The organism is Terrihabitans soli (assembly GCF_014191545.1).
Taxonomy (GTDB): Bacteria; Pseudomonadota; Alphaproteobacteria; order Rhizobiales; family Methylopilaceae; genus Flaviflagellibacter; species Flaviflagellibacter soli.
In genome coordinates, this window is sequence record NZ_AP023361.1 from 1,789,219 (window position 1) to 1,813,105 (window position 23,887).

The window sequence follows — 23,887 nt, forward strand, 5'->3', positions numbered from 1 at the left end:
CCCCGGCCCCGTATAAGAAGCGCCGGATCATCTACCGGCCCCTCGAGAAGGCCCTGATCCCGGCATGACCTCCACCGTCTTCGTCCTGAACGGCCCGAACCTGAACCTGCTCGGCCTGCGCGAGCCGGAAATCTACGGTTCGGATACGCTGAATGACATCGAGGACCGGGTGGCCGCCCGCGCCAAACAGCTTGGCCTTTCGGTGGATTTCCGGCAGACCAATGTGGAAGGTCAGCTCGTAGACTGGATTCAGGAGGCGCGGACCAAGGCCAAGGGGATTATCATCAACCCCGCCGCCTATACCCATACCTCGGTCGCCCTGCACGACGCCCTGAAGGCGGCGGATGTTCCGGTGATCGAAGTGCACCTGTCGAATACGTATGCCCGCGAGGAATTCCGCCATCATTCCTATGTGTCGCCCGTGGCGCACGGAATTGTTGTCGGCTTCGGCGCATACGGCTACGAACTCGCGCTCGACGGCCTCGCGCGCATCATCGCTAAGAACTGACGCCCTTCGGAGAGAAAGAAGAATTCATGGCCAAGGACGTTAAAAGCTCGGGCGGCTCGAACGGTGTGAACTCCGATCTGATCCGCGAGCTTGCCCAATTGCTCAAGGAAACCGATCTCTCCGAGATCGAGATCGAAAACGCCGGCCTCAAAGTGCGCGTCGCGCGCAGCCTCACGGTCAGCGCGCCGGTCTATGCGCCTGCGGCCGCAGCGCCCGCGGCAGCCGCCTCGGCGCCGGCCGCCAAATCGGCAGATCCCGCGAAAGCGCCGGGCGCCGTGCTCTCGCCCATGGTCGGCACCGCCTACCGCTCGCCGGAGCCGGGCGCCAAAGTGTTCGTCGATGTCGGCCAGGATGTCCGTCAGGGCCAGACGCTTCTGATCATCGAAGCGATGAAGACCATGAACGCCATTCCGGCGCCGAAAGCCGGCAAGGTGAAGGAGATCCTGATCGAAGACGGGCAGCCGGTCGAATTCGGCCAGCCCCTCATGATCGTCGAATAAGATCTCGATGTTCGACAAGGTCCTCATCGCCAATCGCGGCGAGATCGCGCTCCGGGTGCTCCGCGCCTGCAAAGAGCTCGGCATCGCAACCGTCGCCGTGCATTCCACCGCCGACAGCGACTCCATGCATGTGAAGCTCGCCGACGAGGCGGTGTGCATCGGACCGCCCGCCGCGCGCGACAGCTATCTGAACGTTCCGCAGCTTCTGGCCGCCTGTGAGATCACTGGCGCCGATGCCGTGCATCCCGGCTACGGCTTTTTGTCCGAGAATGCGCGCTTTGCCGAAATTCTCGACGAGCACGACATCGTCTTTATCGGCCCCAAGGCCGAGCATATCCGCGTCATGGGCGACAAGATCGCCGCCAAGCAGACGGCCAAGCGCCTCGGCATCCCTGTGGTGCCGGGCTCGGACGGTGGCGTGACGGAAGACGCCGAAGCCCTGCGCATCGCCAAAGACATCGGTTTCCCGGTCATCATCAAGGCGGCCGCCGGCGGCGGCGGACGCGGCATGAAGGTCGCGCTCGGCGAACACGATATGTCGATTGCGCTGTCGACCGCCCGCTCGGAAGCCAAAGCCGCTTTCGGCGACGATGCGGTCTATATCGAGAAGTATTTACAGAAGCCGCGCCATATCGAAATCCAGGTCATGGGCGACGGCCAGGGCAATGCGGTGCATCTTGGCGAGCGCGACTGCTCGCTGCAGCGCCGCCATCAGAAAGTCTGGGAAGAGGCGCCCTCGCCCGCGCTCAACGCCGAAGCGCGTGAGCGCATCGGCGGCACGGTTGCGAAAGCGATGGCCGATCTCGGCTATCTCGGCGCCGGCACGATCGAGTTTCTCTACGAGAACGGCGAGTTCTACTTCATCGAGATGAACACCCGTATCCAGGTGGAGCATCCGGTGACGGAAATGATCACCGGCATCGATCTGGTCAACGAACAGATCCGCGTTGCCGGCGGCGCGACTTTGTCCTTCACCCAGGACGATGTGAAGCTCTCGGGCCACGCCATCGAATGCCGCGTCAACGCCGAGAACCCGGCGACCTTCCGGCCCTCGCCCGGCAAGATCACGCAATGGCACGTGCCCGGCGGCCTTGGCGTGCGCGTCGACAGCCACGCCTATCAGGGCTACACGATCCCGCCCTATTACGACTCGCTTGCCGGCAAGCTCATCGTTCACGGCAAGACGCGCACCGAATGCCTGATGCGCTTGCGCCGTGCGCTCGACGAGTTCGTCGTCGACGGTATCGAGACGACGCTGCCGCTGTTCCGCACGCTTGTGCGCGATCCGGACATCCAGGACGGCCGCTACGACATCCACTGGCTGGAAAAGCGCCTCGCCGAAGGGCTGATGGAAGGCTGAAGCCTCCCTTCGCGTGGATTTTCAATATCTTGGAGTGATCGCGCCCGGGCGCCAATTCCGCGCGGGAAATCGGTCTGCCATGCGCGGGGCGCTCTTCCACCTTTAACCTCTCTGCGCCAAAATTACCCCATGACGCGCATCAACGATGTCCTCGTCGAGATCACGCCGGAAGTGCTGCTCAAGGCCTATGCCTGCGGCATCTTTCCGATGGCCGAAAGCGCCAGCGATCCGGGCCTCTACTGGATCGAGCCCGACCGGCGCGGCGTCATCCCGCTCGACAAGTTCCATATCCCGTCGCGCCTCGCGCGCACGGTGCGCGCCGACCGTTTTGAAATTCGCATCGACCATGATTTCGAGGGCGTTCTCGCCGGCTGCGCCGCGCCCGCCCCGGGACGGCGCAAAACCTGGATCAACCGCCGGATCCGGCGTCTTTACACCGATCTTTTCGCCATCGGCCATTGCCACACCGTCGAAGCCTATGAAGACGGCAAACTCGTCGGCGGGCTTTACGGCGTGCGGCTCGGCGGCGCTTTTTTCGGCGAGAGCATGTTCCATAAGGAGCGCGACGCCTCGAAGGTCGCTCTGGTGCATCTCAGCGCGCGTCTCGTCAAAGGCGGCTTTCGGCTGCTGGACACGCAATTCGTCACGGATCATCTGAAGACGTTCGGCGCTGTCGATGTGTCGCGCCGCGCCTATCATGCGCTGCTCGAAGCCGCGCTCCCGGAAAGCGGCGATTTCTTCGCCTGGCCGAAAGACATGAAGGTCTCGGGCGCGGATGCCCTTGCAGCCCTCGCCGACCGTTAATGTTTTAAGCAAATCAGAAAGCTGGGCTTCAATCAGCGGATGTAATCTTGGCGGCAAGCCGCCATGAAACTCGATCTCGCAACGCTCTATCTCGTCTCTCTCCTTACGACTGCATTTGCGGGCGGCATCTTCTTGTACACATGGCGCCAGAATCCGGCGCAGCGCGCCGTGCTGTGGTGGGGCGTCTCGTTTCTTGTTTCCGCCTCAGGCAGCTTCATTCTCGCGCTCGAGCACAGGCTGCCGCCGCTGATCGTGCATCTTGTCGGCAATTCGGCGGTGATCCTCTCCTACGGCCTGCTCTGGACCGCCGCGCGCCATTTCGAGCACCGCGAACCGCTCTGGAATTACGGCCTTGCAGGTACAGCGCTCTGGTTCGTCGCCTGCGCACTGCCCGGCTTTGCCAATCAGGTAACGGCATCGGGGCTCTATACCGTCACTGTGCTCGCCATCTATGTGTTCGCGACCGCCTTCGAGATCGGCCGCGGATACAGCGAAAAACTCGTCTCGCGGCCGCTTGCAACTCTTGTCCTCACGCTGTTCGGCCTTCTTCTTCTGTCGTATGTACCCGTGATCCTGACGACGGACATCGCACCCGCGGCGCGCGGCGACAATCCGCTGCTCGGCGCTATGCTGCTGGCGGCCTATCTTCTGTGGTTTGCGATCCTGTTTCTGCTGATGACGCTCGTGAAAGAACGCGGCGAACTGCGTCATCGCGTGGCCTCGCTCCGCGATCCTCTGACGGGCGGCGGCAATAGGCGCTATTTCATGCAGGAAGGCGCCTGGGCGCTCGAGAAGGCGCGCCGCGCCCGCCAGCCGTCCGCGGTGGTCATCGCCGATCTCGACCATTTTAAAAGCATCAACGATACGTTCGGACATGCGACGGGCGATGCGGTGTTGCAGCTCTTCGCCGAAGTCGCGCGCTCCCACCTCGATCCCGATCAGGTGTTCGGGCGGCTCGGCGGCGAAGAGTTCGGGATTTTCCTGCCGGGTTCCGGAGAGACCGAAGCGCTTGAGATCACCGAGCGCATAAGACGCAATTTTGCGGCGAAAGCTTTATCGGTCGACGGTTTTGCGGTGTCGGCGAAAGTGTCCCTGGGAATTTGCCTTGCGCCCTACAGCACGCACCAGCTGACGGAGATGCTGGCGGGCGCCGACAGCGCGCTTTATGAGGCGAAAAACAAGGGGCGCAACCGCGTCGAGACCGTCAGTTTCGCAGATCTCACGGCGGCGCTGGCGGCGATGCGGCGCGTTGCACCGGGCGAGACGACGGAAGCCGCATAAGGCACGACGCGCCGCTTCGAAAGACGTCGATTACTCGCCGAGTTTGGGGCCTTCCGGCGCATCGACCTTCGCGCCGCCTTTGCAGTCCGTCACCCACACATCGTAGATCGGATGCTCAACCGCATTGAGGCCGGGGCTGTCGGCGAACATCCAGCCGGCGAAGATCCGCTTGGTCTCGTTCTGCAGCGTGATCTCGTCGACTTCGACAAAGGCGATCGTCTCGGGCTGCTCGGTCGGCGGGCGCGTGAAGCAGACGCGCGGCGTCACCTGCAGCGCGCCGAACTGCACCGTCTCGTCGATCTTCACATCGAACGCGAAAATCCGTCCCGTGACTTTGTCGAGACCGGAAAACTGCGCGACGGGATTTGCGATGCGCTCGGGCGGCGGTGCGCTGTCCTGCGCGGGCGGCGGCGGCACGGCGCCGGGCTGGCCCTGGCGTTGCGGGATCTGCTGAACCTGCTGTGCCAAAGCAGAGCCTGCCGCGCAGAGGGCAAGTCCGGCAGCGATGAAAACCGGGCGAAAGCGGAAAATCACAGAAAGGGGCCCTGGACGGCGGGAGGAAAGCGCAGCATGGCCGTGAATATGGCGCGCAAGAGGCGCTCCGGCGAGGTCAGCTCCCCGGAGTCCACGCCTCATAATCGCCGGTCGTCTTGTCGCGGCGGGTTTTGCCGGCGGTCGAGCCTTTCGGGCGATAGGCAGCGGGCGTGCCGGTCGGATTGGCGCGGTGCGGCAGCGTCCATTCCGGCGCCTTATAGGTCTCGTCGGACGGCGGCACATCGACCGTGTGATGCATCCAGCCATGCCAGCCCGTCGGAATGGCGCTGGCTTCCGCATAGCCGTTGTAGATGACCCAGCGGCGCTCGCCGAGCGGCGGCACGACAGCGCGGTAGTACTTGTTCCCGAACTCGTCCTGGCCGACGAAAATACCCTTGCGCCAGGTGAAGAAACGGGTGCCGAGGGTCTGTCCGTTCCACCAGGTAAAGAACTGGGTGATAAAGGTCTTCACGTTCCGCTCCGGGCCTTAAGTTCTGGGGCCAGCATTTGCCGGGTTATGGCGTTTCGCGGCCCCCCTGTCCACTGGGCGCGACGCCGCTCCCTCCCCTTGAATCCTGTTCATAACTCAACCCGTCCACAGCTTGTGTTCCGGCGTGCTCTATTCGGCAGGCTCACCCGGACGCAGATTGCATTCAGTTGATTTTCGTGGGTGGGCGTCAATGCGTAAGGACGACTTTCTTCCGCAGCAGATGCGGCTCATGACCGATGACGGTCTGCGCTTTGTCGCGACCTATCGCGGCCTGATCAAATTCGCCTGTATCGCCCGTGATCGCGGCGGTCCTCATTCCGACAAATGGCGCGCCGCCGCCGACACCGCCAGCCGCGCCGTCGAGCAGGACGACGAATCGGGGGTCGAAGCAGCGCTCAAAACCTTCTCCTCCGCGGCCAAATCCGAAGGCTGGATACGGTAGAACATTCCAGTTTTGTAGAATGTTTGCCCTGAGGGGCGGCCATGCGCCGCCCTTTTACGGCTCGCAATTGCGGGCCGTCCCGCCTACATAACAGCCAACTCCTCACATCCGCGCCGGCCTTTTCTTCAAGGATGGGCTGCGCTTCATCAGGATTGTCCGAGATGGCCAAGAAACCCGGCTCGAAGAGCGAAAGCGTCTTGTTCAATGTCGTCTATGAGGACGGCACCCAGAAATCGAACCGCCGCGTTCCCGGCGAGCTTCTCGGCGGTCTCGACGGCGATGAGCCGGCCCGCGCCTTCATCGAGGAGCAGGACCGCGAGATTTCCGAAAAGTCCGGCCAGGCGCCGCTCGCGATCGAGCGCCTGTGGCGCGTCGGCGCCAAAGAGCCGAAGGCGAACTACACCCGCGCCTGACGCGCGGCCGCCTGCAAATCATGAACTTTCGCTTATCCTAGAATCCCGCCTCGCGCAGAACTGGCATTCGGCGAACCGGCTTGAGTGTGACACACGCATCCGTAGACTGCGCAGCGGCTGCGGGGGCGGCTCGAACATTGCGGAACGGAGGCGATATGCACTCCTCCCGGCTCATCGCCGCGGCCATGCTCATGCTCGCAGCACCTGCTCTTGCGCAGGAAGCTAACTTCGAAGCCCTGGAGGGCCTCGAGGTTGAGGCGGCAGCACCCGAACCCGAATTCAATTGCGATCAGAAAGATGTCCCGGGCGAGCTCGCTTTGCTGTGCCTCGGTCTGGATGTCGGCGGCTATCAGGATGCGATGTCGCGCCCGGCCGAGATCACCGGCAAAGGCCGCCCCGACATCAAACCCTCGCTCGCCCGCCGCCCGATCACCGAGGAAATCACCGGCCGCGGCCTTGCCGCCGCGCCGGCCGATCCGTTGCGGAAAGATCCGTTTGCCGGTCCGGAAGATCGCGGTATCGGCATGCGCGTGCGCGCCGACGGAACGCCCGTCCAGTTCTCAACCGAGATGGTGCAGCCCGGCATGGCCGGCGACACGGTGATGAACTGGGAGCTGAAAGCCGAAACCTCGCCGCAGCAATCTGGCCTGTTCTACGGTGGCGCGGCGGCTGGTACATACAATCCGGAGAGCCCGGGCGGCATGAGCGAAACTCTGTCGGGATTTGCCGGGCTGCGCAGCGTCATGAAACCGGCCGATAATGTGCAGATCGGTGCCGAGATCGCGCCGCGCTTCGGCATGCCGGATTATTCCGTACAGCAAGGCTCGCTCGCCTTCGAGCCGAAGCTTTCGGCAAGATCGGATCTCGGCCGGCTCGGCACCTCAGATTTTGTCGGCAGCATCAATGCGGACGCCGGCTACAGCGTGCCGGTCAACGGCGATCCTGCCGCCTGGGGCGGCATGCGCCTGACGGTGAAACCGAAATAATCAACCCGCGTCGAGCGCCCTCAAGCGCTCGACGACTTCGCTCCAGCGATAGGGCTTGGCGATAAAGGCCGTCTCCGACAGATCCGCCTTTGCCTTTTCGATGGCCGGCAGGGGATAGCCGGACGCCAGAATGATCTTCATATCCGGGCGCATCATGCGCGCTTCGCGCGCAAGCTCGATCCCGTTCATGCCGCGCGGCATCACCACATCGCTGAACAGAACGTCGATCTTGCGGTCGCGCATCAGAATGTCGACCGCCTCCGTGGCATCGTTGGCCGTCAGGACATCATAGCCGAGGCTCGCAAACATCTCGACCGCAACATTCATCACCTGCTCGTCATCGTCGACGATAAGAACCGTGCCGGCTTGAACGCCCGCATTTTCAGGCGATTTGGCCGCGACCGGAGCGCCTGCAGGCAGATAGAGCGAAACGGCCGTCCCCAAACCCTCGGCAGAGGCGATATCGATGTAGCCGTTCGACTGCGCCACAAAACCGTAAACCTGGCTAAGGCCGAGCCCCGTGCCTTTGCCAATATCCTTTGTCGTGAAGAAAGGTTCGCAAGCGCGGGCCAAAGTCTCGGCCGACATGCCGCTGCCGGAATCGCTGACCGTTGTACGCACATATACACCGGGATCGATATTCGACAGCATCAGGGGACGCGGCTGGTCAATCGTCACGACCTCCGTCGCCAGAAGTACCGTGCCGTCATCGCCGCTGGCATCCCGCGCATTGACCACAAGATTGAGCAACGCGGCCTCGAACTGCGTATGATCGACAAGAACCTCGTGCATATCGCGTGCAAGCTCGATCTCGAGAATGACATTGTCGCCCGCGCCGCGGCGCAGAATGGCCTCGAAGGTCTCGATCAGAAGATTGGGATTGTGCGGCTCGGGCCGCAAAGACTGCCGGCGCGCAAAAGCCAATAATTGATGCGTCAGCTGCGAGCCGCGCTCGGCCGCCATCAGCGCGTTCTCGACGATGCGGATGTCGCGCGGTTCGGAGACCTTGCGCCGCAAAAGATCAAGGCTCGAGACGATGACGGTCAGAAGATTGTTGAAATCGTGCGCGACGCCGCCGGTGAGCTGGCCGATGGCATCCATTTTTTGCGCTTGAAACAGCGCCTGCTGCGTCTGTTCGAGCTGTTCCTGCGCGAGACGGTGTTCGGTGCGGTCGCGCGTGATCTTGGCAAATCCGATGAGTTCGCCTGCGTCATTGCGGATGGCATCGATAACGACGCTTGCCCAAAAGCGCGAACCGTCCTTGCGCACGCGCCAGCCTTCGGCTTCGAAACGGCCCTCCGTCTCCGCCGTCTGCAGCGCGCGGGCCGGCAGGCCGCTGTCCTGATCTTCGGGCGTGTAAAAGCGCGAGAAATGCTGACCGACAATTTCGTCCGCGCTGAAATGCTTGATGCGTTCGGCGCCCGGATTCCAGTTGGACACATAGCCGCCGGGATCGAGCATATAGATCGCGTAATCGGTGACGCCCTGCACGAGAATGCGGAAGCGCCGCTCGCTGTCTAAAAGCTCCTGGCGCGCGCGCATGCGATCGGTGATGTCGCGCGTGATTTTTGCGAAGCCGAGCAACTGACCTTGCGGATCGCGGATCGCATCGATCACGACGCTTGCAAAAAATTCCGTGCCGTCCTTGCGGACGCGCCAAGCTTCGGTTTCGAACCGGCCTTCGCTGGCGGCAGTCGCCAGCGCGCGTTCCGGCGCGCCGGCCTCTCGATCGTCTTCGCGATAAAAGGCGGAAAAATGCCGGCCGAGGATTTCGGCTGCTGTGTAGCCCTTGAAGCGCTGGGCACCCGCATTCCAGCTCGTCACAATGCCCGAGGAATCGAGCATATAGATGGCGTAATCCGTCACGGCATCGATAAGCAGCTGATGCCGCGTTTCGACGCCGGGTTGGCTCGTTTCCTGAGCGTTCAAAATATGTCCCCTAGCTTCCACCGCTTGTAAGCCGATGAAAGGCGCTTACGCAAAGCAACACGGTCCGGTCGCGCAGGCCGAACTATAGGAAACCCGCGAGCGAAACTCCGGTTCCATCTCCTCCGGGGGTAGAGGAGGCTCTAAGCGTCCTTGGTCATGCCGATTTCGGTGGCGATGTCGAAGAAGCTCTTGGGCTGGCCGCCGGCCGCCGCACGGTTGGCGGCCCGCAGATAGCGGAAGGGGAACCTGACCGCGTCCACATTGGACGGCGACAGGGTGCGGCGGGCCGAAGTGTTGAGGGCCTCGGCATCCTTCAGGCAGGCGTCGATATCCTCGGCGCTCATGACACCCTTTTCCCGCAGGCTGTTCATCAGCGCGGCGACGGCGGCGTAAAGGCCTTCAAGCTGGAGATTGGCTGTGTTCATCTGGACCTCGTTCAAAACGGCAATGTTCGCGTCGGGAGCAAAGTTCCTGCAGAAGTTTCTCTCGGCCTGCTCGCATGCTACGCCCCGATCATGACCGCGCCCATCGTTTCGATTGAAGAGCTTTCCGCCCTTATCCCGGCCAGGGCTGCCCTGCTCGGCCTCGATCTTGGCACGAAGACGATCGGCACCGCCGTCTCGGACGATACGAGACGCGTGGCAGCGCCTTTAAAGACCTTGCCCCGCAAGAAGTTCGCGGAAGATGCCAAAGCGCTTCTCGAGCTCGCGCGCGAGCGCAAGATCTTCGGGTTCGTGCTCGGCCTGCCGGTCAATATGGATGGAACCGAAGGCCCCCGCGCTCAGGCCAGCCGGGCATTCGCCCGCAATCTCGCAAAGCTGACCGAGCTTCCCATCGGCCTCTGGGATGAGCGGCTCTCCACCGCCGCGGTCGAGCGGGAGCTGATTGCGCAGGATGTCAGCCGTGCCAGGCGGGCCGAGGTGATCGACGCCCACGCCGCCGCCTTCATCCTGCAGGGCGCCCTCGACCGGTTGCGGACCATCCTCGGCTAGTCCGGCAAAGCCTCCGCAGTGTCTTGACCGCGTCATATACTTCCATAATTCTCGATATATGGAATCAGAGATCATCTCCGGGCTCTCGGCCCTCGCCCAACCCACCCGCCTCCAGGCGTTCCGGCTTCTGGTGACTCACGAGCCCGAAGGTATTCCCGCGGGCGAGATCGCCCGCGCGCTGGACGTTCCGCAGAACACGCTGTCGTCCCATTTGTCGGTGCTGTCCCAGGCGGGTCTCGTCTCATCGAAACGCCAGGGCACGACGATCATCTACCGCGCCAATCTCGAACATCTGCGCACGGTCATTTCTTTTCTGCTCAAGGATTGCTGCGCGGGCCGTTCCGAAATCTGCGCGCCGCTGATCGCCGATCTGACGCCGCGCCCTGCCTGCGAGACCTGCTGATGCCGATTTTCAACGTCCTGTTTCTGTGCACCGCCAATTCCGCGCGCTCCATTATGGCGGAGAGCATTCTGCGCAAAGACGGCGCGGGCCGCTTCAATGCATTTTCAGCGGGCAGCCGCCCCGGCGGCAAAGTCAATCCGCTGGCGCTGAAAGTGCTTGAGAGTTTCGGCTATCCGGTTGAAGGCCTGCGCTCCAAGGACTGGAACGAATTCGCCGGGCCCGGTGCGCCGGAAATGCATTTCGTATTTACGGTCTGCGACAATGCGGCGGGCGAAGCCTGCCCGCTCTGGCCGGGTCAGCCGATGACGGCGCATTGGGGAATTGCCGACCCGGCCTCATCCGGCGGAAACGACATTCAGCGCGAAGCTGCCTTCGTTGCGGCCTTCAAACAAATGAAGAACCGGATTTCACTGTTCACCGCACTGCCGGTGGAAAGCCTCGACCGGCTGTCGCTCACGGCGCGGCTCAAGGATATCGGCATGAGCGAAGGCGCAACCGAATTGGCGCATTCGAAGTGACGCCGCGCCGGTTGGCAGCGGAGGCGCTCGGCACCGCTTTTCTTCTCGCAGCCGTCGTGGGTTCTGGAATCATGGCGGCCAGGCTTGCCGACGGCAACAACGCGCTTGCTCTGCTGTGCAACGCCCTTTCGACCGGCGCTATTCTGACTGTGCTGATATTGATCTTCGGTCCGGTGTCAGGCGCCCATTTCAATCCGGCCGTCAGCCTTGCCTTCGCCTTCAGACGCCAGCTTGCCTGGACCGAGGCTTTCGCCTTCATCCTTGCGCAAATAGCTGGAGGCGTGATCGGCGTCTGGGTCGCGCATCTGATGTTCGAAGTGCCGGTGTGGCAATTATCCGCGACGGCGCGCACCGGATCGGGACAATGGATCGCGGAAATCGTTGCTGCGCTCGGTCTCGGTCTCACGATTTTCGGCTGTGTGGCGCGCGCGCCGGGCGCCGTCGCATACGCGGTGGGGCTGTACATCACGTCCGCTTACTGGTTCACCGCTTCAACAAGCTTCGCAAATCCCGCTGTCACCATAGCCCGCGCTTTGTCGGATACGTTTGCGGGCATTGCGGCCGCAGATGTATTGCCATTCATCGCCGCACAGCTTGCCGGAATGGCGCTGGCAACCTTGCTGGCGTTATGGTTCTGGCCTCCAGCCGATGAACGCAGGTAGTCGTCCTTGTCCTCCAAAACCCGCGTTATCGTCCCGCTCGGACTGCATCAGATCTTTGCCTGGGGGTCGTCCTATTATCTCCTGACGGTTCTCGCCGCGCCGATCGCGCGCGACACGGGCTGGTCCCTCGCCTGGATCACCGCCGGATTTTCGATCGGGCTGATTTCGTCGAGCCTGATCTCTCCGTCGGCCGCACGCGCCATTGTGCGTTTCGGCGGGGCGCGCGTTCTCGCCTTCGGATCGGCCCTTTTGTCTCTCGGACTGGCGGGGCTCGCCTTTGCACCGAGCCTGCCCTTCTACATCCTGTCATGGACGGTCTTCGGCGCGGGCATGGGCTGCGCGCTCTACGATGCCGCTTTCTCAACGCTCGGCCAGCTTTACGGCGCCGAGGCGCGCCGCCCCATCACGACACTCACCCTGTTCGGCGGCTTTGCGAGCACGGTCTGCTGGCCGCTTTCCGCCTATCTCGTCGAGACGTTCGGATGGCGCGAAACCTGTCTTTTCTATGCCGCTATCCATCTCTTTGTTTCCGTTCCGGTGCTTCTGCTGCTTCTGCCGCGAAAGACTGGAAACGGAAAGCCAGACACCAAAGCGAAAGCACCGGAAGGACACCGCCGCAATCTTCTGCTTCTTACTTTGATCTTCGTGACGGGAAGCGCGATCTTCTCGATCATGTCCATACATCTTATCACGCTTCTGCAATCGCTCGGATTGGCGCTTGCGGCATCGGTCGCCCTCGGCACCCTTGTCGGCCCGTCACAGGTCGGAGCCCGCGTGGTCGAGATCGTGTTGGGCTCGCGTTACCATCCGGTCTGGACGCTGGTTACCTCTGCTACGTTGATTTGCTGCGGGATTATTCTTCTGACGTTCGGATTTCCCATCACCGCCGCCTGCCTTGTCCTTTACGGAGCCGGCAACGGAATTTGGTCGATCTCCCGGGGAACGGTGCCACTGGCGCTCTTTGGAGCGGAAGACTTTCCCGCGATCATGGGCCGGCTCGCCAAAGCAGCGTTTCTCGCTCAGGCGGTCGCGCCGTTCGCCGCCGCGCAGATCATCCAGCTTTCCGGAGAACAGAGCGCGCTTGCAGCAATCGCCGCCCTTTCGGTCCTCAATCTCGGGCTCGTGCTTCTTCTAAGAGTGCGCTCCCGAGGGCAGGCGCTCTAAAAGAAAAAGGGCGCCGAAGCGCCCTTATCCCTTAGCAGCCCGCCGGAGCGGGATAGTGCTTGGGCTTATTGCTGTTGTCGCAATAGCTCGAACGCCCTTCGTAATAGGTCGGGCCTTCATCGTAGTAGCCGTCGTCATAATAGCGGTTCTGGCTCGCGATCGCGGCACCGACCGCAACCGCGCCGATGCCGATGGCGGCTGCCGCACCCGGGCTGATGCCGTCATGATGACGGTGGTGGCGGTAGCGGCGATACTGAACATCCTGCACCGACGGCGTCGAAACGCTGGCGTCGCGCGACGCGGACCAGATGCTCAGCGGCGCAGCATGCGCAACGCTCGTCAGACCGATCGCCACAGCAAGAGCGGCGGCGGCCGGACGCGACATGGATTTCAACATGGGGCGATCCTCCAATTTGCTGCCCGCTTGGGCAGATCTCGGGGAATAAACGTTCCCGTCTAGCGGCAGTTCCGGACCTGCGACCAAAGAAAAAGGGCGCCGGAGCGCCCTTCGTCTTAATCGTAATAGTAATAGCGGCGCGGCTCGTAATAGCGCGGCGCATAGTAACCGCGGCGATAATACCTTCGGCCGCAATACTCGTAATACGGGTCGCAATAATAGCGGCGGTCATAGCTCGAGGCGGCCGCGGCGCCCGCGATGATGCCCATCGTGCCGAGCGCGAAAGCCGCGCCAGGGTTAAAATGGCGGTGACGATAATGGCCGCCATGACGGCGCCGGACCTGCTCCAGCTGGCCCTGATCGACCGTCTGCTGGGCCTTGGAGGCCGAAAAGATGTTGAAATTCTCGGCCTGGGCGGCTCCGGTGAGCCCTGTAGCGAGCGCTAGGGCCGCAGCGATGATACGCATTGAATAACGCATAACGGGCTCCTCCCGTGGTGCTGAACCAATGCCGGGAAACCGGCTTACCATAACAACAATCGCGGCTTGCGCCCGGTTCCCGAACCCCCTAAGAGATCGACTTCGGATGACCGCAAACGCGCGCCCGAAACTGGACTTCCCCCACCGCCATCTGCTGGGAATCGAAGGGCTTTCGCCCTTTGAGATGGCTCATTTGCTCGATCTGGCCGATGAGGCCGTCGACCTGAACCGCCAGGTCCGAAAAGAGCGCAAAACGCTCGCCGGGCGCACCCAGATCAACCTCTTCTTCGAGAACTCGACCCGGACCCAGTCCTCCTTCGAGATCGCCGGAAAGCGGCTCGGGGCCGATGTCATGAACATGGCGGTGGCCTCCTCCTCGATCAAAAAAGGCGAAACGCTGCTGGACACCGCAGCGACCCTGAACGCCATGCACCCTGATTTGATCGTCGTCCGCCATCACGCGGCGGGCGCGGTGCATCTTCTGGCGCGCAAAGTCGACTGCGCGGTCATCAATGCCGGCGACGGCGCGCACGAACATCCGACCCAGGCGCTGCTCGATGCGCTGACCATCCGCCGCAACAAAGGCCGCATAGAGGGCCTTATCGTCGCCATCTGCGGCGACGTTCTGCACAGCCGCGTTGCGCGCTCCAACATCATTCTTCTGCAGGCACTCGGCGCGCGCGTGCGCGTCATCGGCCCCTCGACGCTTCTGCCGCGCGGTATCGACCGCTTCGGCGTCGAAGTGTTCCGCAATATGCGCGAAGGGCTGAAGGATGCGGACATCGTGATGATGCTGCGCCTGCAGCTCGAGCGCATGAACGGCAGCTTCGTGCCGTCGGTGAAGGAGTACTTCCACTTCTTCGGCCTCGATGCCGAAAAGCTCTCCTGGGCAAAGCCCGACGCGCTTGTGATGCATCCCGGCCCGATGAACCGCGGCGTCGAGATCGACTCGGAAGTTGCCGACGGCGCGCAATCGCTCATCCGCGAACAGGTGGAGATGGGTGTTGCCGTGCGCATGGCGGTGCTCGAAGCGCTTGCCCGCAATCTGCCGAATGGCGGAGGAGTATCATGAGCCGCCCTCTCCTCTTCACCAATGCGCGGCTTGTCGATCCGGCTTCGGGCAAAGAGACGCGCGGCGCGCTGCTTGTTAAAGACGGCACGATCGCCGATCTCGGCGCTTCGCTGAAAACCGCGCCCGATGGTGCAGATACTATCGACGCCAAGGGCAAAGTGATTGCGCCCGGGCTTGTCGATATGCGCGCCTTTCTCGGAGAGCCCGGCGCCGAGCATCGCGAAAGCATCGCCTCGGGCAGCCTTGCCGCAGCCGCCGGCGGCGTCACGACAGTCGTCTCATCGCCCGAGACCAATCCCGCGGTCGATGATCCGGCAATTGTCGATTATCTTTTGCGCCGCGCCCGCGACACTGCGATCGTCAACATCCATCCCGCAGCTGCGCTGACCAAAGGGCTACGCGGCGAGGAAATGACCGAGATCGGCCTTCTGAAACAGGCCGGCGCGGTGTGCTTCACCGACGGCGCAAAGACGATTGCAAACGCCCGCGTGCTGCTGCGCGCGCTGACCTATGCGCGCGACTTCGATGCGCTGATCGTCCATCACACCGAAGATCCAGATCTTGCCGGCAACGGCGTGATGAATGCCGGCGAATATGCGAGCCGGCTCGGCCTTTCGGGCCGCACCATCGAAGCCGAGACGATCATTCTCGAGCGCGATGCGCGCCTCGTGCGGCTGACCAAGAGCCGCTATCACGCCGCGACCATTACCAATCGCGACAGCATCGACATCGCCAGGCGCGCCAAGGATGAGGGCCTCTCCTTCACCTGCGGCACCTCCATCAATCACCTGTCCTTCAACGAACAGGACATCGGCGATTACCGCACTTTCTATAAAGTCGCGCCGCCTTTGCGCACCGAGGACGACCGGCTCGCGCTGGCGGAAGCGGTACGGACGGGCCTGATCGACGTCATCGTCTCGGACCACACACCGCAGGACGTCGAGCAGAAGCGCCAGCCCTTTGCAGAAGCCTCCGACGGCGCCATCGGCATCGAGACCATGCTGGCGGCGGGCCTTCGCCTCGTCCATGCGGACGCGGTGTCCCTGCCCGTTCTCCTGCGGGCCATGTCGACGCGTCCGGCGGAAATCCTTGGCCTGCCCGGCGGGCGGCTGGAAAAGGGCGCGGCGGCCGATCTCATCCTGTTCGATCCGGATGAGCCCTTCGTCCTTAGTCCCTCGGCCCTGCACTCCAAGTCGAAAAACACCCCCTTCGACGAGGCGCGCCTCCAGGGCCGGGTGCTGCGCACGCTGGTTGCCGGGAAAACGGTCTACGAATACGCTTAAAGGCCGCCGGGGACAGGAACAGGTTTTATGGCAGACACGATTTTCACCGCGCTCTTGATCGGGATCGCGGTTCATTTTCTCGCCGGTTATCTTTTCGGCTCCATTCCTTTCGGCCTTATTTTTACGCGCATGGCCGGGCTCGGCGATATCCGCGCCATCGGCTCGAAGAATATCGGCGCGACCAATGTGCTGCGCACCGGGCGCAAGGACATCGCTTTTGCGACGCTGCTCGCCGACATGCTGAAAGGCACGTTCGCTGTTCTGCTCGCGGCCTATATCGCGGGCGATCCGCACACTTCGGTGCTTGAGAAAAATCTCGGCGAACTGATCACCGGCTTCGGCGCCTTTATCGGCCATGTGTTTCCGGTGTGGCTGCGCTTTCGCGGCGGCAAGGGCGTTGCGACCTATATCGGCGTGCTGCTCGGCTTCTTCTGGCCGGCGGCTTTGGCCTTCGGCGCGATCTGGCTTTTCACCGCCTTTGTCAGCCGCTATTCCTCGCTGTCGGCGCTGGTGGCCGCTGTCCTTACGCCCGTCGTTCTTTACTTCATGACGAATGTTCAGGCGGCGGGCTTTTTCGCCATCATGTCGCTGATCCTCATCATCAAGCACCACGCGAATATTTCGCGGCTCCTCGCGGGCACCGAAACCAAAATCGGCAAAAGCGCCGCCCCTGTGGGCGGGTGATCCGTCATGGCAAGGCTGACCGATCCGCAGCGCCTTGCCTGGCTGAGACTGATCCGCACCGACAATGTCGGCTCGCGGACCTTCCATAATCTTCTCGATCATTTCGGCAGCGCCGAAGCCGCCATCGAGGCCTGGCCCGATCTGGTCAGCAAAGGCGGCGGCCAGGGAAAGCGGCTGTGCAGCGTCGAAGACGCCGAACGCGAGATCGCGGGGCTCGAACGCCTCGGCGCACAATTGATCGCGCTCGGCGAGCCTGATTATCCAAGTGTGCTGGCGGAAAGCGACGGCGCGCCGCCGCTTCTCACTGTCCTTGGCGGCACCGCCTGTTTCGAACGGCCCATTATTTCCATTGTCGGCGCGCGCAACGCCTCGGCCGCCGGGCGCAGTTTTGCGGCAAAGCTCGCCGCAGATCTCGGCAGGGCTGGTTTTGCTATTGCCTCGGGCCTTGCCCGCGGCATCGACACGGCCGCGCATGAAGCAAGTCTTGCGACCGGCACCATCGCTGTTCTCGCCGGCGGTCCGGACCGCATCTATCCCGCCGAAAATGCACCGCTGCTGCAGCGCATATTAAAAGACGGCGCGGCGGTGACGGAGATGCCGCTCGGCTGGGAGCCGCGGGCCAAGGACTTTCCGCGCCGCAACCGCATCATCGCCGGACTGGCGCGCGGTGTCGTCGTCGTGGAAGCCGCGTTGCGCTCCGGCTCGCTGATCACGGCGCGCCTTGCCAATGAATTGGGGCGTGAGGTTATGGCCGCGCCGGGCTCGCCGCTCGATGTCCGCTGCGAGGGATCGAATGCGCTCTTGCGTGACGGCGCAACGCTCATCACCTCGGCCGATCATGTGATCGAGGCTCTCGGCGCCTCCCTTGCCCCGCAGGGGAAGCCCGCCTCTCATTATAAAGAGCGTGGGCCCATCATTATAAAAGAGAGTGGCGGCGCACCGGCGGCCGATGACGGCCTGCGCGCCCTTGTCCTTGAGCTCCTCGGCCCCTCGCCCGCCGGCATCGACGATATCGTCCGCCTGTCCGGCGCGCCGGCCCGCACGGTTCAGCTTGTGCTGCTGGAACTGGAAATGGCCGGCCGCCTGGAGCGGCATCTGGGCGGGAGAATCAGCCTGATCGGCGAACCGACCTATTGAGGATCCTGCTTCTGGGCGGTTTCCTCGGCCTCAAGGCGGGCCATATCGAGAAGATAAGCGAGAACATCGAGGCCCGACTTGCGGGCCATGGCCGAAATTCCATTTGTAACATCAGAGATATAGCGTGCAGTCTCTTTGGGAGTGGAAACTCTTTCCGGCGCGTTGTTCTGGCCGGTATTACTGCTGTCGATCACTTGATGCCCCTGCTCTGCGTCTGGTTCCCACACCCCGCGCAGAGAGATTTCCTTCAACATACTTTCGATTGCAATACGTATAAACCTGCAACTCCGAGCACTCACTGGTTGCATTTGTAGAATAACTAGCGGCGTTTGACAGCACGCCTCCGCTTCACCATGTTCCGCCCTCCTCAGGGGGTCCCGACCCCTTCCGCCACTTACAGACCTGAGACCGCAATGGACGTCGTCATCGTCGAGTCGCCCGCTAAGGCCAAGACGATCAACAAATATCTAGGCCCCGGCTACGAGGTCCTGGCGTCCTATGGGCATGTCCGCGACCTGCCGCCGAAGGACGGATCGGTCGATCCCGATTCGGATTTCCACATGTTGTGGGAGGTCGATGCCAAGTCTCAGAAGCGGCTTTCGGACATCGCCAAGGCGCTGAAAGGCGCCGACCGGCTGATCCTCGCGACCGACCCCGATCGCGAAGGCGAGGCCATTTCCTGGCATGTGCTGGAATTTTTGCGCGAGAAGAAGGCGCTGAAGGACCAGAAGGTCCAGCGCGTCGTCTTCAACGCCATCACCAAACAATCCGTCCTCGACGCGATGAAGAACCCGCGCGAGATCGACGGCGCCCTGGTCGATGCCTATCTCGCCCGCCGCGCTCTCGACTATCTCGTCGGCTTCACGCTCTCGCCGGTGCTGTGGCGCAAGCTGCCGGGCGCCCGCTCGGCCGGCCGCGTGCAGTCCGTCGCGCTGCGCCTCGTCTGCGACCGCGAACTCGAAATCGAAAGTTTCGTCAGCCAGGAATACTGGTCGCTCGTCGCTTTGCTTGCGACCAAGAAGGGCGAGGTCTTCGAGGCGCGCCTCGTCGGCGCCGACGGCAAGAAGATCAATCGTCTCGATATCGGCAAGGGCGAAGAGGCCGAGGCCTTCAAGCGCGCGCTCGATTTCGCCAAATTCACCGTGGCCTCGGTCGAGTCCAAGCCCGGCAAGCGCCATCCCTGGCCGCCCTTCACCACCTCGACGCTGCAGCAGGAAGCCTCGCGCAAGCTCGGCATGTCCGCCTCGAACACGATGCGCACCGCGCAGCGTCTTTATGAAGGCGTCGATATCGGCGGCGAGACGGTGGGTCTCATTACGTATATGCGAACCGACGGCGTGCAGATCGCGCCGGAGGCGATTTCGCAGGTGCGCAGCTTTATCGGCCGCTCTTACGACAAACGGTATCTGCCCGGCGCGCCGCGCATGTACAAGACCAAGCAGAAGAACGCCCAGGAAGCGCATGAAGCCATCCGCCCGACGGATGTCTCGCGCCGTCCGGCCGATGTCCGCAAATATCTCGATCGCGATCAGTTCGCGCTCTACGAACTGATCTGGAAGCGCACCATCGCCAGCCAGATGGAATCCGCCGAAGTCGAGCGCACGACCGCCGACATCGTCGCCCAGGCGGGCGGCCGCGGCCTCGAACTGCGCGCCACCGGCACGGTCACGACCTTTGACGGCTTCCTGACGCTCTACCAGGAAGACACCGACGATCCGTCGGATGAGGACGGCAGCCGCCTGCCCCAGCTCGCCGCGCATGACGACCTCGACCGCCGCGAGATCAAGGCAACTCAGCATTTCACCGAGCCGCCGCCGCGCTACACCGAAGCCTCGCTCGTCAAGAAGATGGAAGAGCTCGGCATCGGCCGCCCCTCGACCTATGCGGCGACGCTCAGCGTTCTGCAGGACCGCGGCTATGTCACGCTCGACAAGAAGCGCTTCACCCCGTCGGACAACGGACGTCTGCTGACGGCCTTCCTCGAAAGCTTCTTCCGCCGCTATGTCGAATATGATTTCACCGCCGGCCTCGAAGAAAAGCTCGATCTGATCTCCGATCACGAGCTGAACTGGAAGGACGTGCTGCGCGATTTCTGGAAGGATTTCGAAGCGGCGATTTCCGGCACCAAGGAATTGCGCACGACCGAAGTGCTCGATGCGCTGAACGAGATCCTCGGACCGCATGTCTTCCCGGCACGCGCCGATGGCGGCGATCCGCGTCAGTGCCAAGTCTGCGGCACGGGACGCCTCTCGCTGAAGACCGGCAAGTTCGGCGCTTTCATCGGCTGCTCGAACTATCCGGAATGCCGCTATACGCGCCAGCTCTCCGTTCCTGCCAATAGTGATGCGACGGCCGGTGTCGGCGGCGACGGCGTGCGCGTGCTCGGTCCCGATCCGGATTCGGGTCTCGACGTGTCGGTGCGCGACGGCCGCTTCGGTCCGTATGTGCAGCTCGGCGAAGCCGTGGAGAAAGGCGATAAGCCCAAACGCGCCTCGATCCCCAAAGGCTGGTCGGTGCCCGAACTCGATCTCGAAAAGGCGCTGTCGCTTCTGTCTCTGCCGCGCGAAGTCGGCCTCGATCCGGAAAGCGGCAAGCCCATTCTTGCCGGCATCGGCCGCTACGGACCCTATGTCCAGCTCGACGGCACTTATGCGAGCCTGACCGGTGTCGACGAAGTCTTTGAAGTCGGCCTCAACCGTGCGGTGACGCTGATCGCTGAAAAGAAGGCCGGCGGCGGCAAGAGCCGGTTCGGCGCGCCGGCGAAGAATCTCGGCGATCATCCGGAAGGCGGTTCGGTGACGATGCGCGCCGGACGTTTCGGTCCCTATGTCAGCCACGGCAAGATCAACGCGACCATTCCGCGGAGCATGGATTCGGAAACGATCACGCTCGATGAAGCCGTTGCGCTGATCACCGCGAAGGCGGCGAGCGGCGGCGGCGGAAAAGGCCGCGGCAAGGCGCCATCGAAATCCAAGAAGGCGGCTTCCGCCAAAAAGCCCGCAGCAGAGAAACCGGCAGCGGCGAAGAAGCCGGCCGCGAAAAAGCCGGCCGCCAAGAAACCCGCAGCGAAGAAATCCGTTGCCAAGAAGCCCGCCAAGAGCGCGGCGAGCTAACGGAACGGGATTTTGGCGTCACCGAAAAAAACCCCGGTACTGCCCTCGAAAGAAGAGATTGCGGCCTTTATTGCCGAACAGTCCGGGAAGGTCGGCAAGCGCGAGATCGGCAAAGCCTTCGGCATCAAAGGCGGCGCGGCGAAGATCGCGTTGAAAGCGCTCCTGAAAGACATGGAGCGCGAGGGCGCGGTAAGCCGCAAGCGCAATCGCATCACCCGCCCCGGCCATCTGCCGCCGGTCGTCCTGGCCGACATCACCGCCCGCGACGACGACGGCGATCTCATCGCAACCCCTGCCGAATGGGACGAGGAGCACGGTCCGGCGCCGAAAATCCTCGTCAGCATTCCGCGCCGCGGCAAGAAGCCGGAGATCGCGCCCGGCATTGGCGACCGAGCGCTTCTGCGCATCGAAAAGAACCATGACAGCGGCCCGAGCCATATCGGCCGCGTCATCAAGATCCTGTCGCGCGAAAGCGAGCGCCAGCTCGGCATCTTCCGCGCCAAACAGGGCGGCGGCGGGCGCATCGATCCCGTCGACAAGAAAAAGCTCGGCCGCGCAATGGATGTCGCACCGGGAGAAGAAGGCGGCGCCAAAGACGGCGATCTCGTCGCCGTCGATGTGATTACCAAAGGACGCTACGGCACGCCCGCGGCGCGCGTCCGCGAAAAGCTCGGATCGCTGACGAGCGAAAAGGCGATCAGCCTTGTTGCGATCCACACGCACGGCATTCCGCATGTCTTCCCGAAGGATGTGCTGGCGGAAGCAGACAGCGTACAGCCCGCAGGGCTTGAGGGCCGCGAGGACTGGCGCAAAGTCCCGCTTGTAACCATCGATCCCGCCGATGCCAAAGACCATGACGACGCCGTCTATGCGGAAGCGGATAAAGACCCGGCCAATCCCGGCGGCTTCCTCGTCACCGTCGCGATTGCCGATGTCGCCGCCTATGTGCGCCCCAACACAGCGCTCGACCGCGAAGCGGTGATGCGGGGCAATTCCGTCTATTTCCCCGACCGTGTCGTGCCGATGCTGCCCGAGCGCATCTCGAACGATCTGTGTTCGCTGCGCCCGCACGAGAACCGCCCGGCGCTTGCCGTGCGCATGGTCATCGACAAAGAGGGCCGCAAGAAAAGCCACAGCTTCCATCGCGTGCTGATGCGCTCGGCGGCGCGTCTTGCCTATCCGCAGGCGCAGGCGGCGATCGACGGCCATCCGGACGAAGTGACGGGGCCTATCCTCGAGACGATCCTCAAACCGCTCTGGGCGGCCTATGCGGCGGTGAAGAAGGCGCGCGATGCGCGCGAGCCGCTCGATCTCGATCTGCCGGAACGCAAAATCCTTCTCGACAAGAACGGCGCGGTGGACCGTGTCATCGTTCCGCCGCGTCTCGATGCACACCGGCTGATCGAGGAGTTCATGATCCTCGCAAACGTTGCCGCCGCCGAGACGCTGACGGCGAAGAAGACGCCGCTGACCTTCCGCGTCCACGATGCGCCCTCGCTCGAAAAGCTGACCGCACTGCGAGAATTCCTCGACAGCCTCGATATTCCCTTCGGCAAGAGCGAACAGGTCAAGCCCGGCCAGTTCAACCGCGTGCTGAAACAGGTCGAGGGCACCGAGCACCAGCAGGTCGTCAATGAAGTCGTGCTGCGTTCGCAGGCGCAGGCCGAATACTCACCCGACAACTACGGCCATTTCGGCCTGAACCTGAAAAAGTACGCACATTTCACCTCGCCCATCCGCCGCTATGCCGACCTCATCGTCCATCGCGCGCTGATCCGCGCCCATGGCTTCGGCGAAGACGGGTTGCCGGCGCATATGACGAATGAGGTTTTGGCCGAGATATCAGCCTCGATCTCCGCCGCCGAACGGCGCGCCATGGCGGCCGAACGCGAAACGGTCGACCGTCTCATCGCCCATCACCTCGCCGACCGTGTCGGCGCGAGTTTCCACGGGCGCATTTCCGGCGTAACCCGTTCGGGACTTTTCGTAAATTTGGCTGAAACCGGCGCGTCGGGCTTTGTCCCCGCCTCCACCCTCGGCCGTGACTACTATGTTCATGATGAACAGCAGCATGCGCTGATCGGCGAGCACACCGGCGAGGCCTTCCGCCTCGGCGATGAGGTCGAGGTGCGTCTCGTTGAAGCGGTCCCGGTCGCTGGCGCTCTGCGCTTCGAAGTCCTATCTGAGGGGCGCCGGATGAAGCCGCCTGGCCGCGGCAAGCGCGGTATGCGCCGCACGCGAGCCGAAGGCAGGCCCAAGCCATCCGGCAGAAAGTCGAGACGGCGATGATGGCCACGGGAACGACACGCACCCTCCCCACGCGGGATGTTGCACAGGCCTCCTGGCGCGGCATGCGCGGGCGCTGCCCGCAGTGCGGCAAGGGCAAGCTGTTCGCCTCCTTCCTCAAGGTCAACGAGTTCTGCCCCGAATGCGGTGAGGCCCTGCATCACCACCGGGCGGACGATGCGCCGCCTTATGTCGTCATCACGATCGTCGGCCACATCATTGTCGGCGGTGCACTGTATCTCGAAAAAGCCTATGCGCCGGAGATGTGGATCCAGATGGCGCTGTGGGTGCCGCTGACCGTCATCCTGTCTGTCGCTCTGCTGCAGCCGGTCAAAGGCGCGCTGATCGGCGTGCAATGGGCGCTGCGCATGCACGGCTTCGATCCGAACTCTCCGGAAGCGCAAGAGCCGCCGCCCTCGGCGCTCAAGGCCGCAGCGCGGTGAAGCCGTC

At 63.0% G+C, this 23,887-nt stretch carries 27 protein-coding genes; 20 read left to right on the forward strand and 7 right to left on the reverse strand.

Annotation, left to right across the window (positions count from 1 at the left end; all coding sequences use genetic code 11):
• Positions 1 to 64 precede the first annotated feature (64 nt).
• The 5 genes from aroQ to IZ6_RS09230 all read left to right on the forward strand — a co-directional run bounded on the left by aroQ (position 65) and on the right by IZ6_RS09230 (position 4,453).
• Positions 65 to 508, forward strand: a complete 444-nt coding sequence (gene aroQ, locus IZ6_RS09210; protein ID WP_222874773.1) for a type II 3-dehydroquinate dehydratase — start codon at positions 65 to 67, stop codon at positions 506 to 508.
• 26 nt (positions 509 to 534) lie between these two features.
• Positions 535 to 1,008: an acetyl-CoA carboxylase biotin carboxyl carrier protein gene (gene accB / locus IZ6_RS09215; protein ID WP_222874774.1), complete on the forward strand. Its 474-nt coding sequence runs from the start codon at positions 535 to 537 to the stop codon at positions 1,006 to 1,008.
• A 7-nt stretch (positions 1,009 to 1,015) separates the two neighbouring features.
• The gene (accC, locus tag IZ6_RS09220; protein ID WP_222874775.1) at positions 1,016 to 2,368 is read left to right on the forward strand and encodes an acetyl-CoA carboxylase biotin carboxylase subunit; all 1,353 of its coding nucleotides are present in this window, start codon (positions 1,016 to 1,018) and stop codon (positions 2,366 to 2,368) included.
• A 129-nt stretch (positions 2,369 to 2,497) separates the two neighbouring features.
• Positions 2,498 to 3,172: a leucyl/phenylalanyl-tRNA--protein transferase gene (gene aat, locus IZ6_RS09225; protein WP_222874776.1), complete on the forward strand. Its 675-nt coding sequence runs from the start codon at positions 2,498 to 2,500 to the stop codon at positions 3,170 to 3,172.
• Between the two features lie 63 nt (positions 3,173 to 3,235).
• Positions 3,236 to 4,453: a GGDEF domain-containing protein gene (locus tag IZ6_RS09230; protein ID WP_222874777.1), complete on the forward strand. Its 1,218-nt coding sequence runs from the start codon at positions 3,236 to 3,238 to the stop codon at positions 4,451 to 4,453.
• Between the two features lie 30 nt (positions 4,454 to 4,483).
• On the opposite strand, the gene IZ6_RS09235 is transcribed toward IZ6_RS09230, so the two are convergent.
• On the reverse strand, positions 4,484 to 4,921 hold the full coding sequence (locus tag IZ6_RS09235) for a DUF2155 domain-containing protein (RefSeq protein ID WP_225873879.1): 438 nt from the start codon (positions 4,919 to 4,921) through the stop codon (positions 4,484 to 4,486).
• A gap of 142 nt (positions 4,922 to 5,063) precedes the next feature.
• Positions 5,064 to 5,459: an NADH:ubiquinone oxidoreductase subunit NDUFA12 gene (locus tag IZ6_RS09240; protein ID WP_222874779.1), complete on the reverse strand. Its 396-nt coding sequence runs from the start codon at positions 5,457 to 5,459 to the stop codon at positions 5,064 to 5,066.
• Between the two features lie 208 nt (positions 5,460 to 5,667).
• On the opposite strand from IZ6_RS09240, the gene IZ6_RS09245 reads away from it, so the two are divergent.
• From IZ6_RS09245 to IZ6_RS09255, 3 genes are all read left to right on the forward strand, one after another.
• Positions 5,668 to 5,919: a hypothetical protein gene (locus tag IZ6_RS09245; RefSeq protein ID WP_222874780.1), complete on the forward strand. Its 252-nt coding sequence runs from the start codon at positions 5,668 to 5,670 to the stop codon at positions 5,917 to 5,919.
• A gap of 161 nt (positions 5,920 to 6,080) precedes the next feature.
• On the forward strand, positions 6,081 to 6,332 hold the full coding sequence (locus IZ6_RS09250; RefSeq protein WP_222874781.1) for a hypothetical protein: 252 nt from the start codon (positions 6,081 to 6,083) through the stop codon (positions 6,330 to 6,332).
• A 155-nt stretch (positions 6,333 to 6,487) separates the two neighbouring features.
• The gene (locus tag IZ6_RS09255; protein WP_222874782.1) at positions 6,488 to 7,318 is read left to right on the forward strand and encodes a hypothetical protein; all 831 of its coding nucleotides are present in this window, start codon (positions 6,488 to 6,490) and stop codon (positions 7,316 to 7,318) included.
• Here the strand turns inward: IZ6_RS09255 and IZ6_RS09260 are convergent, their stop codons facing one another.
• Together IZ6_RS09260 and IZ6_RS09265 are read right to left on the reverse strand one after the other, a co-directional pair.
• Positions 7,319 to 9,250 carry a hybrid sensor histidine kinase/response regulator gene (locus IZ6_RS09260; protein WP_476718245.1) on the reverse strand — a complete coding sequence of 644 codons (1,932 nt, stop codon included), beginning with the start codon at positions 9,248 to 9,250 and terminating at the stop codon, positions 7,319 to 7,321.
• 137 nt (positions 9,251 to 9,387) lie between these two features.
• On the reverse strand, positions 9,388 to 9,672 hold the full coding sequence (locus IZ6_RS09265; RefSeq protein ID WP_222874783.1) for a hypothetical protein: 285 nt from the start codon (positions 9,670 to 9,672) through the stop codon (positions 9,388 to 9,390).
• A 90-nt stretch (positions 9,673 to 9,762) separates the two neighbouring features.
• On the opposite strand from IZ6_RS09265, the gene ruvX reads away from it, so the two are divergent.
• The 5 genes from ruvX to IZ6_RS09290 are packed head-to-tail and all read left to right on the forward strand — an operon-like array spanning position 9,763 to position 12,986.
• Positions 9,763 to 10,239 carry a Holliday junction resolvase RuvX gene (ruvX, locus tag IZ6_RS09270; protein WP_222874784.1) on the forward strand — a complete coding sequence of 159 codons (477 nt, stop codon included), beginning with the start codon at positions 9,763 to 9,765 and terminating at the stop codon, positions 10,237 to 10,239.
• A 58-nt stretch (positions 10,240 to 10,297) separates the two neighbouring features.
• On the forward strand, positions 10,298 to 10,642 hold the full coding sequence (locus IZ6_RS09275; RefSeq protein ID WP_222874785.1) for an ArsR/SmtB family transcription factor: 345 nt from the start codon (positions 10,298 to 10,300) through the stop codon (positions 10,640 to 10,642).
• Positions 10,642 to 11,160 carry an arsenate reductase ArsC gene (locus IZ6_RS09280; protein WP_222874786.1) on the forward strand — a complete coding sequence of 173 codons (519 nt, stop codon included), beginning with the start codon at positions 10,642 to 10,644 and terminating at the stop codon, positions 11,158 to 11,160. The genes IZ6_RS09275 and IZ6_RS09280 overlap by 1 nt, the downstream gene beginning before the upstream one ends.
• Positions 11,157 to 11,822, forward strand: a complete 666-nt coding sequence (locus tag IZ6_RS09285; protein WP_225873881.1) for an aquaporin — start codon at positions 11,157 to 11,159, stop codon at positions 11,820 to 11,822. Before IZ6_RS09280 ends, IZ6_RS09285 begins: the two co-directional genes overlap by 4 nt.
• Positions 11,823 to 11,828: 6 nt before the next feature.
• The gene (locus IZ6_RS09290) at positions 11,829 to 12,986 is read left to right on the forward strand and encodes an MFS transporter (RefSeq protein WP_222874787.1); all 1,158 of its coding nucleotides are present in this window, start codon (positions 11,829 to 11,831) and stop codon (positions 12,984 to 12,986) included.
• A gap of 31 nt (positions 12,987 to 13,017) precedes the next feature.
• Here the strand turns inward: IZ6_RS09290 and IZ6_RS09295 are convergent, their stop codons facing one another.
• Positions 13,018 to 13,383: a hypothetical protein gene (locus IZ6_RS09295; protein WP_222874788.1), complete on the reverse strand. Its 366-nt coding sequence runs from the start codon at positions 13,381 to 13,383 to the stop codon at positions 13,018 to 13,020.
• Positions 13,384 to 13,499: 116 nt separating this feature from the next.
• On the reverse strand, positions 13,500 to 13,862 hold the full coding sequence (locus IZ6_RS09300; protein ID WP_222874789.1) for a hypothetical protein: 363 nt from the start codon (positions 13,860 to 13,862) through the stop codon (positions 13,500 to 13,502).
• A 106-nt stretch (positions 13,863 to 13,968) separates the two neighbouring features.
• Here IZ6_RS09300 and IZ6_RS09305 point away from each other — a divergent pair, with 106 nt between their 5' ends.
• From IZ6_RS09305 to dprA, 4 genes are read left to right on the forward strand one after another with little or no spacing between them, the layout of a single operon-like run.
• Positions 13,969 to 14,934, forward strand: coding sequence for an aspartate carbamoyltransferase catalytic subunit (locus IZ6_RS09305; protein ID WP_222874790.1), 966 nt, complete (start codon positions 13,969 to 13,971; stop codon positions 14,932 to 14,934).
• On the forward strand, positions 14,931 to 16,217 hold the full coding sequence (locus tag IZ6_RS09310) for a dihydroorotase (RefSeq protein ID WP_222874791.1): 1,287 nt from the start codon (positions 14,931 to 14,933) through the stop codon (positions 16,215 to 16,217). Before IZ6_RS09305 ends, IZ6_RS09310 begins: the two co-directional genes overlap by 4 nt.
• 27 nt (positions 16,218 to 16,244) lie before the next feature.
• Positions 16,245 to 16,901: a glycerol-3-phosphate 1-O-acyltransferase PlsY gene (gene plsY, locus IZ6_RS09315; protein ID WP_222874792.1), complete on the forward strand. Its 657-nt coding sequence runs from the start codon at positions 16,245 to 16,247 to the stop codon at positions 16,899 to 16,901.
• A gap of 6 nt (positions 16,902 to 16,907) precedes the next feature.
• Positions 16,908 to 18,038, forward strand: coding sequence for a DNA-processing protein DprA (dprA, locus tag IZ6_RS09320; protein ID WP_222874793.1), 1,131 nt, complete (start codon positions 16,908 to 16,910; stop codon positions 18,036 to 18,038).
• On the opposite strand, the gene IZ6_RS09325 is transcribed toward dprA, so the two are convergent.
• A complete protein-coding gene (locus IZ6_RS09325; protein WP_222874794.1) occupies positions 18,032 to 18,292 on the reverse strand; it encodes a hypothetical protein in 261 nt (86 codons plus the stop codon). The genes dprA and IZ6_RS09325 overlap by 7 nt on opposite strands.
• Before the next feature lie 159 nt (positions 18,293 to 18,451).
• On the opposite strand from IZ6_RS09325, the gene topA reads away from it, so the two are divergent.
• Genes topA through IZ6_RS09340 form a run of 3 tightly spaced genes read left to right on the forward strand, consistent with a single transcriptional unit; the run spans position 18,452 to position 23,880 of the window.
• Entirely contained in the window at positions 18,452 to 21,151 is a 2,700-nt protein-coding gene (topA, locus tag IZ6_RS09330) for a type I DNA topoisomerase (protein ID WP_222874795.1), read from the forward strand.
• 12 nt (positions 21,152 to 21,163) lie between these two features.
• Complete coding sequence (gene rnr, locus IZ6_RS09335) at positions 21,164 to 23,440, forward strand: ribonuclease R (RefSeq protein WP_225873882.1); 2,277 nt, start codon at positions 21,164 to 21,166, stop codon at positions 23,438 to 23,440.
• Positions 23,437 to 23,880, forward strand: a complete 444-nt coding sequence (locus IZ6_RS09340; protein ID WP_222874796.1) for a DUF983 domain-containing protein — start codon at positions 23,437 to 23,439, stop codon at positions 23,878 to 23,880. The genes rnr and IZ6_RS09340 overlap by 4 nt, the downstream gene beginning before the upstream one ends.
• Positions 23,881 to 23,887 lie beyond the last annotated feature (7 nt).